General features: G+C 69.9%; 19 protein-coding genes. 16 read left to right on the top strand and 3 right to left on the bottom strand.

The annotated features are described in order from the left end of the window. Position 1 precedes the first annotated feature (1 nt). Genes sufC through ACIQPR_RS32060 form a run of 5 tightly spaced genes read left to right on the top strand, consistent with a single transcriptional unit; the run spans position 2 to position 3,013 of the window. Positions 2–766 (top strand): Fe-S cluster assembly ATPase SufC, encoded by a 765-nt coding sequence (sufC, locus tag ACIQPR_RS32040; RefSeq protein WP_403655343.1) that lies wholly within the window; start codon positions 2–4, stop codon positions 764–766. Continuing rightward, on the top strand, positions 763–2,019 hold the full coding sequence (locus ACIQPR_RS32045; RefSeq protein WP_403655345.1) for a cysteine desulfurase: 1,257 nt from the start codon (positions 763–765) through the stop codon (positions 2,017–2,019). The genes sufC and ACIQPR_RS32045 overlap by 4 nt, the downstream gene beginning before the upstream one ends. A 14-nt stretch (positions 2,020–2,033) precedes the next feature. Next, a complete protein-coding gene (sufU, locus tag ACIQPR_RS32050) occupies positions 2,034–2,507 on the top strand; it encodes a Fe-S cluster assembly sulfur transfer protein SufU (protein ID WP_403655347.1) in 474 nt (157 codons plus the stop codon). Continuing rightward, positions 2,504–2,842, top strand: coding sequence for a metal-sulfur cluster assembly factor (locus tag ACIQPR_RS32055; RefSeq protein WP_403655349.1), 339 nt, complete (start codon positions 2,504–2,506; stop codon positions 2,840–2,842). The genes sufU and ACIQPR_RS32055 overlap by 4 nt, the downstream gene beginning before the upstream one ends. A gap of 36 nt (positions 2,843–2,878) precedes the next feature. Continuing rightward, positions 2,879–3,013: a hypothetical protein gene (locus ACIQPR_RS32060; RefSeq protein WP_403655351.1), complete on the top strand. Its 135-nt coding sequence runs from the start codon at positions 2,879–2,881 to the stop codon at positions 3,011–3,013. Here ACIQPR_RS32060 and ACIQPR_RS32065 read toward each other — a convergent pair. After that, on the bottom strand, positions 3,006–3,410 hold the full coding sequence (locus tag ACIQPR_RS32065) for an AbfB domain-containing protein (RefSeq protein WP_403655353.1): 405 nt from the start codon (positions 3,408–3,410) through the stop codon (positions 3,006–3,008). The two genes, ACIQPR_RS32060 and ACIQPR_RS32065, sit on opposite strands and share 8 nt — an antisense overlap. Here ACIQPR_RS32065 and ACIQPR_RS32070 point away from each other — a divergent pair. The 4 genes from ACIQPR_RS32070 (at position 3,397) to dapD (ending at position 6,255) form a co-directional block, all read left to right on the top strand. Beyond that, entirely contained in the window at positions 3,397–3,984 is a 588-nt protein-coding gene (locus ACIQPR_RS32070) for a hypothetical protein (RefSeq protein WP_403655355.1), read from the top strand. The genes ACIQPR_RS32065 and ACIQPR_RS32070 overlap by 14 nt on opposite strands. Positions 3,985–4,208: 224 nt before the next feature. Continuing rightward, positions 4,209–4,529 carry a DMT family transporter gene (locus ACIQPR_RS32075; RefSeq protein ID WP_403655357.1) on the top strand — a complete coding sequence of 107 codons (321 nt, stop codon included), beginning with the start codon at positions 4,209–4,211 and terminating at the stop codon, positions 4,527–4,529. After that, the gene (locus tag ACIQPR_RS32080; RefSeq protein WP_403655359.1) at positions 4,529–5,065 is read left to right on the top strand and encodes a TetR/AcrR family transcriptional regulator; all 537 of its coding nucleotides are present in this window, start codon (positions 4,529–4,531) and stop codon (positions 5,063–5,065) included. Before ACIQPR_RS32075 ends, ACIQPR_RS32080 begins: the two co-directional genes overlap by 1 nt. Positions 5,066–5,265: 200 nt before the next feature. Further along, on the top strand, positions 5,266–6,255 hold the full coding sequence (gene dapD, locus ACIQPR_RS32085) for a 2,3,4,5-tetrahydropyridine-2,6-dicarboxylate N-succinyltransferase (RefSeq protein ID WP_403655361.1): 990 nt from the start codon (positions 5,266–5,268) through the stop codon (positions 6,253–6,255). Between the two features lie 61 nt (positions 6,256–6,316). On the opposite strand, the gene dapA is transcribed toward dapD, so the two are convergent. Next, a complete protein-coding gene (gene dapA / locus ACIQPR_RS32090) occupies positions 6,317–7,237 on the bottom strand; it encodes a 4-hydroxy-tetrahydrodipicolinate synthase (RefSeq protein ID WP_403655362.1) in 921 nt (306 codons plus the stop codon). Between the two features lie 200 nt (positions 7,238–7,437). On the opposite strand from dapA, the gene ACIQPR_RS32095 reads away from it, so the two are divergent. From ACIQPR_RS32095 to ACIQPR_RS32115, 5 genes are all read left to right on the top strand, one after another. Beyond that, the gene (locus tag ACIQPR_RS32095) at positions 7,438–7,593 is read left to right on the top strand and encodes a hypothetical protein (protein WP_403655364.1); all 156 of its coding nucleotides are present in this window, start codon (positions 7,438–7,440) and stop codon (positions 7,591–7,593) included. Then, complete coding sequence (locus tag ACIQPR_RS32100; RefSeq protein ID WP_403655366.1) at positions 7,590–8,282, top strand: hypothetical protein; 693 nt, start codon at positions 7,590–7,592, stop codon at positions 8,280–8,282. Before ACIQPR_RS32095 ends, ACIQPR_RS32100 begins: the two co-directional genes overlap by 4 nt. Before the next feature lie 66 nt (positions 8,283–8,348). After that, complete coding sequence (locus ACIQPR_RS32105) at positions 8,349–9,056, top strand: antibiotic biosynthesis monooxygenase (RefSeq protein WP_403655368.1); 708 nt, start codon at positions 8,349–8,351, stop codon at positions 9,054–9,056. A gap of 77 nt (positions 9,057–9,133) precedes the next feature. Further along, complete coding sequence (locus ACIQPR_RS32110) at positions 9,134–9,742, top strand: ArsR/SmtB family transcription factor (RefSeq protein WP_403655370.1); 609 nt, start codon at positions 9,134–9,136, stop codon at positions 9,740–9,742. Between the two features lie 85 nt (positions 9,743–9,827). Beyond that, positions 9,828–10,553 carry an SRPBCC domain-containing protein gene (locus tag ACIQPR_RS32115; RefSeq protein WP_403655372.1) on the top strand — a complete coding sequence of 242 codons (726 nt, stop codon included), beginning with the start codon at positions 9,828–9,830 and terminating at the stop codon, positions 10,551–10,553. A 58-nt stretch (positions 10,554–10,611) separates the two neighbouring features. Here ACIQPR_RS32115 and ACIQPR_RS32120 read toward each other — a convergent pair whose 3' ends face one another. Next, positions 10,612–12,435, bottom strand: coding sequence for an endonuclease/exonuclease/phosphatase family protein (locus tag ACIQPR_RS32120; protein ID WP_403655374.1), 1,824 nt, complete (start codon positions 12,433–12,435; stop codon positions 10,612–10,614). A gap of 312 nt (positions 12,436–12,747) precedes the next feature. Between ACIQPR_RS32120 and ACIQPR_RS32125 the strand changes: the two genes are divergently transcribed. Next, positions 12,748–14,184 (top strand): hypothetical protein, encoded by a 1,437-nt coding sequence (locus tag ACIQPR_RS32125; RefSeq protein ID WP_403655376.1) that lies wholly within the window; start codon positions 12,748–12,750, stop codon positions 14,182–14,184. A gap of 196 nt (positions 14,185–14,380) precedes the next feature. After that, positions 14,381–15,835, top strand: a complete 1,455-nt coding sequence (locus tag ACIQPR_RS32130; protein ID WP_403655378.1) for an alkaline phosphatase PhoX — start codon at positions 14,381–14,383, stop codon at positions 15,833–15,835. The last annotated feature ends 14 nt before the right edge of the window (positions 15,836–15,849 follow it).

Genomic DNA, 15,849 nt, shown 5'->3' on the forward strand with positions numbered 1-15,849 from the left:
CATGGCAACGCTTGAAATCCACGACCTGCACGTCACCGTCGAGGCCGACAACGCCACGAAGGAGATCCTCAAGGGCGTCGACCTCACCGTGAAGCAGGGCGAGACCCACGCCATCATGGGCCCCAACGGCTCCGGCAAGTCGACCCTCGCCTACTCGCTCGCGGGCCACCCCAAGTACACGATCACCGGCGGCACCGTCACCCTCGACGGCGAGGACGTCCTGGAGATGTCGGTCGACGAGCGCGCCCGCGCCGGCCTGTTCCTCGCGATGCAGTACCCGGTCGAGGTCCCCGGTGTGTCCGTCTCCAACTTCCTGCGCACCTCCGCCACCGCGATCCGCGGCGAGGCCCCCAAGCTGCGCACCTGGGTCAAGGAGGTCAAGGAGACCATGGAGCGCCTCTCCATGGACCCCTCCTTCGCCGAGCGTAACGTCAACGAGGGCTTCTCCGGCGGTGAGAAGAAGCGCCACGAGATCCTTCAGCTGGAACTGCTCAAGCCGAAGATCGCGATCCTCGACGAGACCGACTCCGGCCTGGACGTCGACGCCCTGCGCGTCGTCTCCGAGGGCGTCAACCGCGTCCGCGAGACCGGCGAGGTCGGCACCCTGCTGATCACGCACTACACGCGCATCCTGCGCTACATCAAGCCCGACCACGTGCACGTCTTCGCGAACGGCAAGATCGTGGAGTCCGGCGGCCCCGAGCTGGCCGACAAGCTGGAGGCCGAGGGCTACGAGGCTTACACGAAGGGTGGCGTATCAGAGTGACGCAGTTGCCGGGCCTCCTCGACACTGAGGCGATCCGCAAGGACTTCCCCATCCTGGACCGCACGGTCCACGACGGCCGGAAGCTCGTGTACCTGGACAACGCGGCGACCTCGCAGAAGCCGCGCCAGGTCCTGGACGCCCTGAACGAGTACTACGAGCGCTACAACGCCAACGTCCACCGCGGTGTGCATGTGCTCGCCGAGGAGGCCACGGCGCTGTACGAGGGCGCGCGGGACAAGGTCGCCGCGTTCATCAACGCGCCCTCCCGCGACGAGGTGATCTTCACCAAGAACGCCTCGGAGTCGCTCAACCTCGTGGCCAACATGCTGGGTTGGGCCGACGAGCCCTACCGCGTGGACCACGAGACCGAGATCGTCATCACGGAGATGGAGCACCACTCCAACATCGTGCCGTGGCAGCTGCTCTCGCAGCGCACGGGCGCGAAGCTGAAGTGGTTCGGCCTCACCGACGACGGCCGGCTGGACCTGTCGAACATAGACGAGGTCATCACCGAGAAGACGAAGATCGTCTCCTTCGTGCTGGTCTCCAACATCCTCGGCACCGTCAACCCGGTCGAGAAGATCGTGCGCCGCGCGCAGGAGGTCGGGGCCCTGGTCCTGATCGACGCCTCGCAGGCCGCGCCGCACATGCCGCTGGACGTCCAGGCGCTCCAGGCCGACTTCGTGGCCTTCACCGGCCACAAGATGTGCGGCCCGACCGGCATCGGCGTCCTCTGGGGCCGCCAGGAACTCCTGGAGGACCTCCCGCCGTTCCTCGGCGGCGGCGAGATGATCGAGACCGTGTCGATGCACTCGTCGACGTACGCTCCCGCCCCGCACAAGTTCGAGGCGGGCACCCCGCCGATCGCGCAGGCGGTCGGGCTGGGCGCGGCGATCGACTACCTCTCGTCGATCGGCATGGACAAGATCCTCGCCCATGAGCACGCGCTGACCGAGTACGCGGTCAAGCGCCTCGGCGAGGTTCCCGACCTGCGGATCATCGGCCCCACCACGGCCGAGGACCGGGGCGCGGCGATCTCCTTCACCCTCGGTGACATCCACCCGCACGACGTGGGCCAGGTCCTCGACGAGGAGGGCATCGCGGTCCGGGTCGGCCACCACTGCGCGCGCCCGGTCTGCCTGCGCTACGGAATTCCCGCGACCACGCGAGCGTCGTTCTATCTGTACTCCACGCCGGCCGAGATCGACGCACTGGTCGACGGCCTGGAGCACGTACGGAACTTCTTCGGCTGAGGAGCTGGCTGAGCGTGAAGCTGGATTCGATGTACCAGGAAGTCATCCTGGACCACTACAAGCACCCGCACGGCCGGGGCTTGCGGGACGGCGATGCCGAGGTGCACCACGTCAACCCGACGTGCGGCGACGAGATCACCCTGCGCGTGAAGTACGACGGCGAGCAGATCACCGACATCTCCTACGAGGGTCAGGGCTGCTCCATCAGTCAGGCCTCGGCCTCCGTGCTGAACGACCTCCTGGTCGGCAAGGAGCTCGCCGAGGCCAGGAAGATCCAGGAGACCTTCCTGGAACTGATGCAGTCCAAGGGCCGCATCGAGCCCGACGACGAGATGGAGGAGGTGCTGGAGGACGCGGTCGCGTTCGCCGGTGTCTCCAAGTACCCGGCACGGGTGAAGTGCGCCCTCCTCAGCTGGATGGCGTGGAAGGACGCGACGGCCCAGGCCCTGGGCGGAGCCGACGCCGACGCGGAAAGGAAGACGGCATGAGCGACACCGAGACCATGGAGATCAAGCCCGCCTCCGAGGAGGAGGTCCGCGAGGCCCTGCTCGACGTGGTCGACCCCGAACTGGGCATCGACGTCGTCAACTTGGGCCTCATCTACGGCGTCCACATCGACGACGCGAACATCGCGACGATCGACATGACGCTGACCTCGGCGGCCTGCCCGCTGACGGACGTCATCGAGGACCAGGCCAAGTCCGCCACGGACGGCCTCGTCAGCGAACTGCGCATCAACTGGGTCTGGATGCCGCCGTGGGGCCCGGACAAGATCACGGACGATGGCCGCGAGCAGCTGCGCGCGCTGGGCTTCAACGTCTGAGCCACGGCTCACCGGAAACGGCCATACCTGTGAGGTATGGCCGTTTCGCCGTTCTCCGAGCAGGAACGCGAAGTCGTCGTCGGACCAGGAACCGAAGTCGTCGTCGGGCCGAGAACCGACCGCACTTCGACGGCCTCGCTGATCGCCTTCCGCGACGCGAAGGTCAGCTGAGCCCGTCCACCAGCCGGAACGCCGAGTCCGACCGGTACAGGCTGCTGTTCTGGTACTGGTCCAGCTTGAGCTGGAAGTTCTGGTGACGCAGATAGCGGCCCGGGTAGTTGACCGACTCCAGCATCACCGCGCCCGAGTAGGACGACGCGCGGGGGCAGAACGTGGCGTCCTGCTTGAAGAGGTACGAGCCGTCGTTGCGTTCCGAGCGGAGGATGAAGTTGCGGTGGCGGAGGTAGTCGCCGTCCGCCGTGGCGAAGGAGTAACAGGAGCTGTCGGCAAGGCCCTTGACCAGTTTGAAGGTCGAGGCGCTGCGGGCCGCGGCGGAGCCGGCCGGGTTGAGCTTGACGTAGTCGCCGTTCACCTGCCAGTAGCGGTCCGGGTAGTTGACCGAGCGCACCGACTTCCAGACGGTCGAGGAACTCGAAGACCCCGAAGACCCCGACGACCCGGAAGAGCCGGAAGACCCTGACGACGACCCGGAGGAACCGCCCGAAGAGGAAGAACCCCCTTGGGAAGACGTCGACTTGGACGGTGCGGGCGCCTTCGTGGGAGACGTGTCGCTCTCCTCCCCGGGAGTGGTCGAGGCGCTGGGCGACTTCGTGGCGGCCGGTGTGCGCCCGTCGGGCGTGGGCGCGTCCGTCTTCGACGGCGAGGCGAAGGAGAGCAGCCCGGGACCGTCCGCTCCGAGCGACGCGGGGTCCTTTGCCTCCTTCGTGCGTACCGGGTCGTCGGGCTGCCTGTCCGTGACGACGATCGCCGTGGCACACACGGCGACCGTGGTCAGGGCGAGCGCCCCGGCCAGCCAGAGCCGGCGGGTTCCGGGAGCCCGGGAGTTGTCGGGGTTCCAGCCGTTCTCCCAAGAGCTGTTGTGCGGGGGAGGGGGCTGGGACGTGCTGTCTGGCATGCGCTGTTCCTCCAGCGGCGCCCATGGCGACGGCCTCGGCCGTGAAAACCAGGTGAGTGAACGGTGAAACAGTAGTGGAGCGAGGGGACTGTGAGCAGCCGTTTCAGTGAGCGGTTTCTGCGAGATTCCCGGGCTGACGTGCCACGTATCGGATTTCTGGCCCCAATTCTCGGTGTGAGTCCGTCAACTCTGCTCAAAACAAAGCGACTTGGCGGAGCGCCGCGCAACGGCCGGACAGCTGCGGCCTCGCCGGCCGGCCCATCGCGAGCCCCGTTATGTACACTCGTACACATGGGATTCCTGATGCTCCTCACGGCCATCGCCGCGGAGGTGGGCGGCACCACCGCCATGAAGTTCAGCCACGGCTTCAGCCGGCTGTGGCCGTCGGTCCTCACCGTCGTCGGATACGTGCTCTCCTTCGCGCTGCTCGCACAGACGCTGAAGTCCATGTCGGTCGGCACGGCCTACGCGATCTGGGCCGGCCTGGGCACCGCCGCGATCGTGGGCATCGGCACGGTGTTCCTGGGCGAGGGGATGACCTTCGTGAAGGCGGCCGGTATCGCGCTGATCATCATCGGGGTGGTCGTCCTCAACCTGGGCGGCGCGCACTGATGGCCCGGCGCTACGACCCCGAGCGGCGCCAGCGGATCATCGACGCGGCGATCCGGATCGTCGGACGGAAGGGCATCGCGGGACTCAGCCACCGTTCCGTCGCCGCCGAGGCCGATGTGCCGCTCGGCTCGACGACGTACCACTTCACGACCCTCGACGAACTGATGGTCGCCGCACTGCGCCAGGCCAACGAGGGCTTCGCCAAGGTGATCGCGGCGCGCGGCGGTCTGGAGGACCCGCGCACCGATCTGGCCGCGGAGTTGGCCGCGTGGATGGGGGAGTGGCTCGCGGGCGACCGTACGGGCGTGGAGCTGGAGTACGAGCTGTACCTCGCCGCCCTGCGCCGCCCCGCGCTGCGCCCCGTCGCCGACGAGTGGGCCAGCGACCTGGCCGGCCGGCTCTCCTCGCGCACCGACCCGGTGACCGCGCGGGCCCTGGTCGCGCTGATGGACGGGATCTGTCTCCAGGTACTGCTGACGGACACGGCGTACGACGAGGAGTACGCGCGGGAGGTACTGGGCCGGATGATCCCCTGACGCCTCCTGCTGGGCCGTGTCCGCGAAGTCCCGCCTGCCTCGCGACGCCCGGCACGCTCGCCGCACCGCCCGCCGCGAGGCCCGCCCGCCGGGCGGACGACGGGACTTCGTGGACACGACCTGGGCCCGTGCGTGTCGTTCCCTGAGACGCCCCGTGGACGAGTTGGTCCCCGCCGCCCCCTCCAGGTTAGGTTTCCCTCATGACCGACACGACCGCACCTCGCACCACCGGCGCCGTTGCCGCCGGCCTCGCCACCGTCACCGCTGACGGAACCGTCCTCGACACCTGGTTCCCCGCGCCCGAGCTGTCCGCCGAACCCGGCCCCGCCGGTACCGAGCGACTCTCCGCCGAGCGCGCCGTGGAACTCCTCGGCGAGGGTGCGGCGAAGGCGGTCGGCCCCGACGCCCGCCGCGGCGTCGAAGTGATCGCGGTCCGCACGGTCGTCGCCTCCCTCGACGACAAGCCGCTCGACGCGCACGACGTGTACCTGCGCCTGCACCTCCTCTCGCACCGCCTGGTCCAGCCGCACGGCCAGAGCCTGGACGGCATGTTCGGCTTCCTCGCCAACGTCGCCTGGACCTCGCTCGGCCCGGTCGCCGTGGACGACGTCGAGAAGGTCCGGCTGAACGCGCGCGCCGAGGGCCTGCACCTCCAGGTGACGTCCATCGACAAGTTCCCCCGCATGACGGACTACGTGGCCCCCAAGGGCGTCCGGATCGCCGACGCCGACCGCGTCCGCCTCGGCGCGCACCTCGCCGAGGGCACCACCGTGATGCACGAGGGCTTCGTCAACTTCAACGCCGGCACGCTCGGCACGTCGATGGTCGAGGGCCGGATCTCCGCCGGTGTCGTGGTCGGTGACGGCTCGGACATCGGCGGCGGCGCGTCCACGATGGGCACGCTGTCCGGCGGCGGCAACGTCCGCATCACCATCGGCGAGCGCTGCCTGATCGGCGCCGAGGCGGGCGTCGGCATCGCGCTGGGCGACGAGTGCGTGGTCGAGGCCGGTCTCTACGTCACCGCGGGCACCCGCGTCACGATGCCCGACGGCCAGATCGTCAAGGCCCGCGAACTCTCCGGCGCCTCCAACATCCTCTTCCGCCGCAACTCGGTCACCGGCACGGTGGAGGCCCGCCCGAACAACGCGGTCTGGGGCGGCCTGAACGAGATCCTGCACAGCCACAACTAGCGCTGCCGCGAAGGGAGTCGAGCGCCTTTCCGGACTCCGGAAGGGCGCCGACCGCCCTCGCCTAACCGCCGGAGCCCCCTACGGCCACGAACTCCTCGTACGCCGCCAGCAGCGCGGCGGTCGCCTCGGGGCCGGCGGGCCGTAGCGGTGCCCGGACCGAACCACCCGGCAGGCCCAGGGAGTTGAGGAGCGCCTTGACCGTCACGGTGCCGGGCAGTCCCGCCGCCATCATCAACTCGATGAGGGGCGTGGCGCGTTGCTGGAGGCGGGCGGACACGGAGGTGTCGCCCGCCTCGAACGCGTCGAGGATCGCCCGGAGTTGGGCCGGTACGACGTTCGCGACCGTGCTCACGTACCCCGCCGCTCCCACCGCGTACAGCGCCAGAATGTGTTCGTCGCAGCCCGCGTAGTACGCCAAGTCGGTGCGGTCCAGCACCTTTTGGGTGCCGAGGAAGTCGTAGGAACAGTCCTTGACCGCCACGATCCGGGGATGCTCGGCGAGCCGGATCATGGTTTCCGGCTCGATCCGGGTGCCGGTGCGCCCCGGGATGTCGTAGAGCACGAGCGGGAGTCCTGAGGCGTCGGCGACCTCGCGGAAATGCGCCTCCAGGGCGTCCTGCGGAGGCCTGCTGTAGTACGGCGAGACCACCAACACCCCGTCCGCACCCGCCTTTTCCGCCTGCCGGGCGAGTTCCACGGTGTGCCGGGTGTCGAAGGTGCCCACGCCCGAGACGAGCGGGACGCCGTCCCCGACGGCCTCGCGGACGGCCGTGACGAGCGCCGCCTTCTCCGAGTCCGTCGTGGTCGGCGACTCCCCGGTCGTCCCGGACAGCACGAGCCCGTCACACCCCCGCGACACCAGCCGCTCGGCGAGGAGTTGGGCCCCGTCGAGATCGAGCGCTCCCGACGCGCTGAAGGGCGTGACCATCGCGCACAGGGCGCGGCCGAAGGGGGGTGGGGTGGCGGTCGCGGGGTTAGTCATGGGGGTAGTCTCGGCGGGGCGACAGTGAAGCTCCACTTAATTCTTCTTCGAGATATTCGTAAGTATTGGTAAGAAGTGCTGCCGCCGCTCCCGCCGCCCCCCCACAAGGCCCTATGTCCATTTGGCCCCTTCATGGGTCACCATGGCCAGGAAGGTCGCCGACGTGGGAAGTCGGTCCACCCCTGGTCACGGGAGGCGTCATGAAGCTCGGCAAGGCACTGGCCACCGGAGTCGCCGAGGAGCGGCCGGAGATCCACCACGAGGGCCACGAGGAACTCGGACTCCCCGCGAGCATCGCGGAGTTCACGGAGGTCACGGAGGAGAAGGCGCCCGAAGAGGTCCCGGCCGCCCGATGAGACTGCGGCTCCCCGAGGAACACCCCACGGAGCCGCCGACCGGATTCAAGATCGCCCACCCGGTGCTGTCCCAGGACGGCACCCGGGCCGGGTTCACCGGTGTGTCACTGGGTGGCGCGCTGCCGTACGGAGTCGTGGCCGACGCGTCCTGCGTCTACGGCCGCCGCCACCGTTCGCCCGCGCGCCGCTGCGACTGCGGTTTCCACTGTGTGCACGAACGGACGGCGGCGGAAGCCCTGTTGTGCACCGCCGAGCACCGCGAGGCGGTCCTCCTCGACATCACCGTCCTCGGCCCCTACATCCGCTTCGAACTCGGCTTCCGCTACGGCCGCCAGCGCGTCCGCACCGCCACCGTCGGCCCCTGCGCCTGCGGCGCCCGAGCCGTCGCGCTCGCCGACGCGGGCTGGGGCAGGCCGGGTTGGCGCGCCCTCGCCGCCGCGTGCGCGGGGTGCGTGCGTGGTCGTACGTCCGTCTCGCTCGCCACGTTCGCCCGGCTGGCCGGGGACGGACTGCGGGTGGTGGCGGCCGGCGGCGGAGCGACGACGACCACCGCGTCCGAACCGCCCGAGGGTCTCGGCGTGCCCGAACTCGTCGCTGAGGCGGCCTTGTTGCAGGCGCGGCTGGACTGGTTCCAGAGTCGGCTGGCGCGGTTGGAAGGGGGTACGGCGCAGCAGCAGAACGGGCCTTGACCTCAATCTCGGTCGAGGTTGAAGGCTGGTCGGCGTACCCACCCGTACCGATCAGCGGAGGCCCGCATGACCCGTCGTACCGCTTCGCACCCCGACCTCTCCGACCCCCGCGTCGCCGCCCCCTTCTTCAGCACCTGGCGCGTGGGCACACCGTTGCGCCAGCGGCAGACGGTCGAGGCGGTCGCCGCGGCCTGGGAGCGTCGGCCCTGGCCCGCCGACGACCTCCTCGCCCATCACCTCTACGCCGGACACGACACCTCCACCCTGCTGCACTACTCGCAGTGGACGAGCGAGCAGGCCTACGAGGCCTTCGCCAGGACCCGCCGCCAGGAGCGCGCCGACGAGATCGACACCGCCGTACCGGGCATCGAGCGGCTCGGCCTCGGCCGATACCGGTACTACCGCGGCACCGGCGGCCCGGCGGACCGGGGCGGGCGCGTCCCGGGGTGCGTCGTGCTCGTCGACGTCGAGTTCGAGGGAGCCGACCCCGACCGCCAACGGGAGTGGGTGGACGCGGTGTTGGAGGCGCTGGCGCACGAGCCCGCGCCGCACCCCGGCGGCATCTCCGGCCACTTCCACCTCTCCACCGACGGCACCCGCGTCCTCAACTACGCCGAGTGGGAGAGCGCCCAGTCCCACATCGAAGCGCTCGCCGCCCCGGGCGACGGCATCGGCTCCGCCACCGCGTCGTGGGAGCGCGTCCAGACCTGGCCCGGCCTGAAGAGCACCACGGTCAGCCGCTACACCCACGCTCTGGGCCTCGTCCCCGACTGATCGGCCCGAGCGGGCGCCCTCCCACCGACAACCCCGCTCCCCTGGACAAAAAAAGTTTTCGGTGAGACGGTGGGCGCATGCTGGACGTCACCGTGATCGAGGACCCCGAGGCCGCAGCCGTCTCGCTTGACCCCATAAGGGCCCGGCTGCTCGCCGAGCTGGGGGCGGGACCCGCGTCCGCCGCCATGCTGGCGGGCAAGGTCGGACTGCCCCGGCAGAAGGTGAACTACCACCTCAAGGCGCTGGAGCGGCACGGCCTGGTCGAACTGGCGGGGGAGCGGCGCAAGGGCAATGTCACCGAGCGGCTGATGCGCGCGACCGCCGCGTCGTACGTCATCTCGCCGCTCGCGCTCGCCGCCGTGCAGCCGGACCCGGACCGGTTCCGCGACCAGCTCTCCGCGCGCTGGCTGCTGGCGCTCGGCGCCCGGCTGGTGCGGGACGTCGGTTCGCTGATCACCGGCGCGGCCAAGGCCCGCCGGCGGCTGGCGACCTACGCCCTGGACGGCGAGGTGCGTTTCGCCTCCGCCGCCGACCGGGCCGCGTTCATCCAGGAACTGACCGCCGGGGTGAGCGCCCTTATCCGCAAGTACGACGCGGGTGAGGCGGAGGAGGGCCGCGACCACCGGATCGTCGTCGCCGTCCATCCCACGGTGAAGCAGCCGCCCATTCCAGAACTGGGCCAGTAGATCCAGAGGGTCAGGGGTCCGGAGGGCCAGAAGTCCAGAAGTCCAGAGATCCAGTAGTAAGTCAGTAGCACGTCAGGAGTCAGTCATGTCCAAGGAATTCGAGATCGTCTACGAGTTCGAGGTCGACGCCACGCCGGAGCAGGTGTGGGACGCCATCACGTCCGGTACGGGCGGCTGGCTGTGGCCGATGGAGTTCGACGGTGAGAAGCGGGTCGGGCCCTTCGGCTCCAAGCTCACCAACTTCGACCCGCCGCACCGGCTCACCGCGCTCACCGAGGACGTCGGTTTCCCGACCCAGAGCCTCAACCAGATCGACGAGACCATCGAGCCCCGCGACGACGGCCGGCGCGCCTGGGTGCGGTACGTGCACAGCGGGATCTTCACCGACGACTGGGACAACCAGTACGACGGCGCGCGCAAGCACAACGCGTTCTACCTGCACACGCTGCGGGAGTACGTCACCCACTTCGCGGGCCGGCCGGTCGCGTTCGCGACGCTCAACGGCCCGGACGCCTCAACCGCCGCCGACGCCTTCGGAGTTGTCGGCCGGGCGCTCGGTCTCGCGGACGACATCGAGGCGGGGGCGAGGGTGCGGGCCCACGGTCCCGAGGGTCAACTCCTCGACGCCGTACTGGACTTCCGCGACCCGTACTTCATCGGACTGCGCACCGACAGCGCGCTGATCCGCTTCTTCGGGCGCAACCACTGGGGTGCCCCGGTCGGCGTCAGCGTCCACGACTTCGCCCCGGACGCCGACGCCAAGACCAGTGAACTCGCCTGGCAGAACTGGCTGGACGGGGTCTTCGCCTGACCTGGTGCGAGTCGGCGAGACCCCGTCCACCCACCCCCGTGGGCCGTTCCCGCGGGGGCTACGGCTGGAAGCGCAGCACCTGCGGGTCGTGGTCGCTGATCTGGTCGTTGAACTCCGAGTTGATGTGGACGCTGTCGTACTCGAAGCAGTCCTTGCGGATCGACGGGCTGATCAGGATCTGGTCCAGGACCTGCTGGTTGCCCTGGTAGTCGTACGTGTAACGCTCGTTCTTCGGCAGGGACCTGATCGCCGAGTACAGCTCGCCCTTGCCTTCGAGGATCTTCGCGGTGTCGGAGAACTCGAAGTCGTTCATGTCGCCGAGCGTGATGACGTCGGCGTCCTTCTGCGCGGCGAGGATCTGGTTGACGAAGGCGTTGACCGCCGTCGCCTGGGCGTGCCGCTGGGTCTCCGAGCTGCGGGTGACCGGCTGGTACTGCGCGGTCAGCGGCTGGTCGCCGCCCTTGGAGATCAGGTGGTTGGCGATCACGAAGACCGTCTTCCCCTTGAACACGAACTCGCCCGCGAGCGGCTTGCGGCTCGCGGTCCAGGCCGCGTTGGCGGGGTCGATCCGGCCCGGGGAGACGGTGAGCTGGGCCTTGCCGTGCACCTTGGTGACACCGACGGCGGTCGTGGAGTCGCCGCCCGCGCGGTCGGTGAAGGAGACCCGCTCCGGGTTGAACAGGAACACCTGGCGGATGTTGCCGCCGGGCTCGCCGCCGTCCTGGTCGTTGACCGGGTTGATCGAGCGCCAGTCGTACTTCGGGCCGCCCGCCGCGACGATCGCGTCGATCAGCTTGCCGACCGTGACGCTCGCGTCGACCGTGCCGTCGTCCGTCGCGCCGTTGTTGTCCTGGATCTCCTCCAGGGACACGATGTCGGGGGACTGGAGGTTGTTCACGATCGCGGCGGCGTGCGCGGCGAAGGTGCCGTCCGAGGGGTCGAGGTTCTCGACGTTGTACGTCGCCACCGCGAGCTGGTTGCGCGACTGCTTCTTCGTCGTCTCGCGCTTGAGGCCGCCGCTCTTGACCGCGCCGATCTCGTTCGCGACGAGCGTGTAGCCGCCGTACTGGTTGAAGTCCAGCGGGCCGGCCGTGGTGCCCGTCAACTTGTCGCCGACGTTGACGACCGGGAAGTCCGCCGTCGCGCCCAGGGACTGGATCTGGAGGCGTCCGCCGTTCTGCGAGTCGTAGGAGCCGTAGAGCGTGCCGCCGCGCGGGGTGGCGTTCTCGTGCGGCTTGACCGTGACCCACAGCTCCGAGTACGGGTCGGTCGCGGTGACCACGCGCGCGTCGGAGACCTGGACGTTCATGCCCTCAAGGGACTCGTAGTAGTCCAGGGCGTACTTCTTCGGCTGCAAGGGCAGCGCGTTGATCGAGTTGCTCGCGGCGGTGTCGCCGGCCGGCGTGTACCTGCTCGGCACCGACTTGGCGTCGATCACGACCGGGGCCGGTACGGCGTTGCCGCTGGAGACGACGGTGACCGTCGGCTTGGTGATCTCCGTCAGCGACTGGTTGCCCGTGGCGGCGCCGCCCGGGACGTACTCGGAGACCGTGCCGGAGACGGTCACCGAGTCGCCGACCGCGACCTTCGGGGTCGAGCTGGTGAAGACGAACACGCCTTCACTGGTGGCCGGGTTGTCGTCCGGGGTCGCGTCCTGGAACCAGAAACCCTTGGACGAGCCGTACGTGCGTACGCCCGTGACGATGCCCGGTACGTCCGCGACCTTCTGGCCGGCGTACGGCGACACCCGGGTCGTGCCCTGGATGTCGTGGATGCGGACGCCGTCGGCGTGCGCGGGCGAGGTGAGAACGATCGTGGACGCCACGGAGCAGACGGCGGCGACGGTGAGCGCGGCGAGGCGCGCGGAGGACTTGCTCGGCAACGGGATCCCTCCGGGGACATGCATGAGTGCCGGGACGAGGGTGGACTGGGCTGTGCGGCGGCGGTGGGAGCCGCGACCGGTGGGGCGGTAGCGACGCGCGTAGAAGATACCGGGATCAGGTGTCCATGACATTTCTACGCGCGTCAATCTCATTGCGGGGCCGCCCAGTTGTCAAGGTTTCAGCCATGTACACCTCGTGGCCGGGACATGAACCGGGCGGCATGGGGCGAAATCCGTCTAGGCTGAGCGGCTGAGTCGTGTGTCGTGTACGGCCGTCGTACGGCCTTCGAGGCGCCCTAGGAGAACCCACCGATGTCAGACAGCTCCCCCCTGCCGCCGGTGCGGCTGCACTCCGAAGCGGAGCTGGCGCGTGCCGCGCTGTCCACACCCCTGCTGGCCCGCGCGGCCCGGCTCGCCCGCTGGGCGGGCCCCGACACCCGTATCGACGCCGGTGGCGGCCTCGTCGACGAGCAACTGCCCGCCGCCGCCGAACTCCTCGGGCTGACCGGTGACGACGCGGCGGCCGACGCGAGCGAGGCCTGGCGGGTCGCGGTCGACACCGGGCTCGTCGAGATCGTCGACGAGGACGAGGGCACCGTCGCGGCCGGCGAGGAGCTGGCGCTGCTCACCTCCGGCTCGCCGCACGACGTCCTCGCGGTCTGGCTCGGCGCCCTCGACACCCTCCTCGCGGACGCGAGCGTGCCCGATCTGGACGGTCTTGTCGACGCCGTGGACGAGGGCGGCGAGGTCGATTTCTCGTCACTCGACTGGGACCCCGAGGCGGAGGCCGAGTTCCTCGACGGCGTCCTCGGCAACCTCTACCTCCTCACCGTCAACGAGGAGGGCCCCGGCGACGGCCCCGTCCCGTTGCCCGCGCTGGCCGCCTCCATGATCGTGCCGAGCGACATGGGCGAGCCCACCAACGACGTCCTGGAGCAGGTCTCCGACGCGATGATGCGCCTCGACGACCAGTTCCGGCTGCTCGAACCGGTCGGCATCGTCGAGTACCAGCCCGTGGACGAGGCCCTGATGGCCGACTTCGACGAGACGTCCGACGACACCCCGCCCTCCGTCGACGAGACCGACGTCACCCGCTACGGCATGGTGCGGCTCACCCCGCTCGGCCTCTACGGCCTGCGCGCCCGCCTCCAGGAGGCCGGCTTCGTCGCACCCGCCGTCGGAGACCTCGCCGACAAGGGCGCGGACGCGCTCCTCGACGGTACGTCGACCTTCCCGCAGAAGGCCGCCAGGGCCGAGACCGAACAGTGGCTGGCCGGCCGCGAACCCCTCGCCGCCGCACAGGAGTTGCTGGCGGCGGCCCGCGGCGTCGACCCCGGCGCACCGCTGCGCCGGCTGCTCTGCCAGCAGGCCCTCTCGCTCGTCGGCCCGAAGGCCGAGCCCGCACTGCGCGAGGTGCTCGACGACCCCGAACTCGGCGGCCTGGCCCGGGTCTGGCTGAGCGAACACGGCGCGAGCGACGTGCCCGCGCCCTCCGAGGACCTGGTCTTCTGGCTGACCGTCGACACGGTCGCCGCCCAACTCGCCGCCGAGGGCAACTCCGAGGAGTTGCAGGCCCTGGTCGAGGGCCTGGCCCAGCAGCACAACGGCTTCTTCGCGGCGGCCTGGCGGGTGGACCACCCGGCGACCGCGGACGTCCTGGAGGCGATGGGACGCCTGCACCCCGACAAGCGGATCGCGAAGGAGGCCCGCAAGGCGGCCTTCAAGGCGCGCTCCCAGCAAGGGAGTTGACCCGGCGCGCACCCGGGGACTTTTGATTCCCTTGGGTGAGCGGATATGGGTTCATGGTGGTGTCCATACGGATTCATGGAAGAAGGTCCGGCGAAGTCGACCGGCGTTCAACTCCTGTTCAGGCATGGGCGGGAGCGTGGCGCCGACCGAGGTCCGCCACCCTCCACGGCACACCCACCGTCACAGGAGACACACCATGTCGCTCACCCGCAGAGACTTCGCCGCGAAATCCGCGATCACCGGTGCCGGGGTCGCCCTGGCGGGCAGCGTCGGCGCCCTGGCCACCGCCCCCAACGCCCTCGCCGCCACCGACACCGACAGCGCGGCCGAGGCGTCGGCGGCCGGCCACGGACACGGACACCCCGGCGTCGGCTACGGCCCGCTGATCGCCGACCCCGACGGCCTCCTCGCGCTGCCCGCCGGCTTCAAATACCGCGTCATCACCTACAGCGGCAAGACCAAGCTGGAGTCGGGCGAGTTCACCCCCTCCAACCACGACGGCACCTCCACCTTCGACGGCCCGCGCGGCGCCACCCTCCTCGTCAACAACCACGAACTGGCCGGCCCCCGCGCCAACTGGCCCCACCCCGTCCCGCTCACCGAGGGCCTCGTCTACGACCCCGCCGCGGCCGGCGGCTGCACGGTCGTCGAGGTCCGCCGCGACCACGTCGCCGAGTGGGTCGGCATCGCCGGCACCGCCACCAACTGCGCGGGCGGCAACACCCCTTGGGACACCTGGCTGACCTGCGAGGAGACCGAGGACAAGGCCGGCACGAACGGCTTCACCAAGGACCACGGCTACGTCTTCGAGGTCGACCCGGTCGACCGCCGCGCCAACAAGAACCCCAAGCCCATCAAGGCACTCGGCCGCTACGCCCACGAGGCGGTCGTGGTCGACCCCAAGCGCGGCCACCTCTACCTGACCGAGGACGCGTCGAACCCGAACGGCCTCCTCTACCGCTGGACCCCGCCCGAGCACTTCCACCACGGCCGCGGCAAGCTCCGCACCCTCTCCGACACCGCGGGCGTCCTCGAAGCCTTCAAGTGCTTCGACTCCGGCGGCAAGTTCGTCGACGACCTCTCCCGCGCCACGAAGATCGGCACGGTCTACGGAGTCGACTGGGTGACCGTCCCCGACCGCGACGCCAAGTCGACCTCCGTCCGCAAGCAGTTCGCCACCGGAGAGGTCACCCGCGCCCGCAAGCTGGAGGGCATGTGGTGGGGCGACGGCGGCACGTACATCGTCTCCTCGTTCGCCCGCACGGAGAGCCCCGTCCAGCACGACGGCGCCGTCTGGTTCTACGACCCCAAGCGCCGCACCCTGACCCTGAAGGTCCTCCTCGGCGTCAACCCCGACCCGTCCGTGGACGGCGCCTTCGACGGCCCCGACAACATCACCGTCTCCCCCTACGGCGGCCTCGTCATCGCCGAGGACGGCGAGGGCATCCAGCACCTGTTCGGCGCGACCGACAGCGGACGCACGTACCCGATCGCCCGCAACGAACTCAACATCGGCACCGAAGAGAAGCCGGAATACAGCGAGTTCACCGGCGTGACCTTCTCCCCCGACGGCAAGACCCTGTACGCGAACATCCAGACGCCGGGGATCATGCTGGCGATTACGGGGCCTTGGAAGCGGCAGAAGCGCTGACGGGTCGGCAACAG

This window comes from Streptomyces sp. NPDC091280, from assembly GCF_044768565.1.
Taxonomy (GTDB): Bacteria; Actinomycetota; Actinomycetes; order Streptomycetales; family Streptomycetaceae; genus Streptomyces.

Bases quoted from the DNA above. Each gene is read 5' to 3' on its own strand.
- ACIQPR_RS32110 (WP_403655370.1), top strand. From the start codon at position 9,134: ATGCTGGACGTCACCGTGATCGAGGACCCCGAGGCCGCAGCCGTCTCG.
- dapD (WP_403655361.1), top strand. From the start codon at position 5,266: ATGACCGACACGACCGCACCTCGCACCACCGGCGCCGTTGCCGCCGGC.
- ACIQPR_RS32055 (WP_403655349.1), top strand. From the start codon at position 2,504: ATGAGCGACACCGAGACCATGGAGATCAAGCCCGCCTCCGAGGAGGAG.
- ACIQPR_RS32130 (WP_403655378.1), top strand. From the start codon at position 14,381: ATGTCGCTCACCCGCAGAGACTTCGCCGCGAAATCCGCGATCACCGGT.
- ACIQPR_RS32100 (WP_403655366.1), top strand. From the start codon at position 7,590: ATGAGACTGCGGCTCCCCGAGGAACACCCCACGGAGCCGCCGACCGGA.
- ACIQPR_RS32115 (WP_403655372.1), top strand. From the start codon at position 9,828: ATGTCCAAGGAATTCGAGATCGTCTACGAGTTCGAGGTCGACGCCACG.
- ACIQPR_RS32075 (WP_403655357.1), top strand. From the start codon at position 4,209: ATGGGATTCCTGATGCTCCTCACGGCCATCGCCGCGGAGGTGGGCGGC.
- ACIQPR_RS32095 (WP_403655364.1), top strand. From the start codon at position 7,438: ATGAAGCTCGGCAAGGCACTGGCCACCGGAGTCGCCGAGGAGCGGCCG.
- ACIQPR_RS32125 (WP_403655376.1), top strand. From the start codon at position 12,748: ATGTCAGACAGCTCCCCCCTGCCGCCGGTGCGGCTGCACTCCGAAGCG.
- sufC (WP_403655343.1), top strand. From the start codon at position 2: ATGGCAACGCTTGAAATCCACGACCTGCACGTCACCGTCGAGGCCGAC.
- ACIQPR_RS32105 (WP_403655368.1), top strand. From the start codon at position 8,349: ATGACCCGTCGTACCGCTTCGCACCCCGACCTCTCCGACCCCCGCGTC.
- dapA (WP_403655362.1), bottom strand. From the start codon at position 7,237: ATGACTAACCCCGCGACCGCCACCCCACCCCCCTTCGGCCGCGCCCTG.
- ACIQPR_RS32080 (WP_403655359.1), top strand. From the start codon at position 4,529: ATGGCCCGGCGCTACGACCCCGAGCGGCGCCAGCGGATCATCGACGCG.
- ACIQPR_RS32060 (WP_403655351.1), top strand. From the start codon at position 2,879: ATGGCCGTTTCGCCGTTCTCCGAGCAGGAACGCGAAGTCGTCGTCGGA.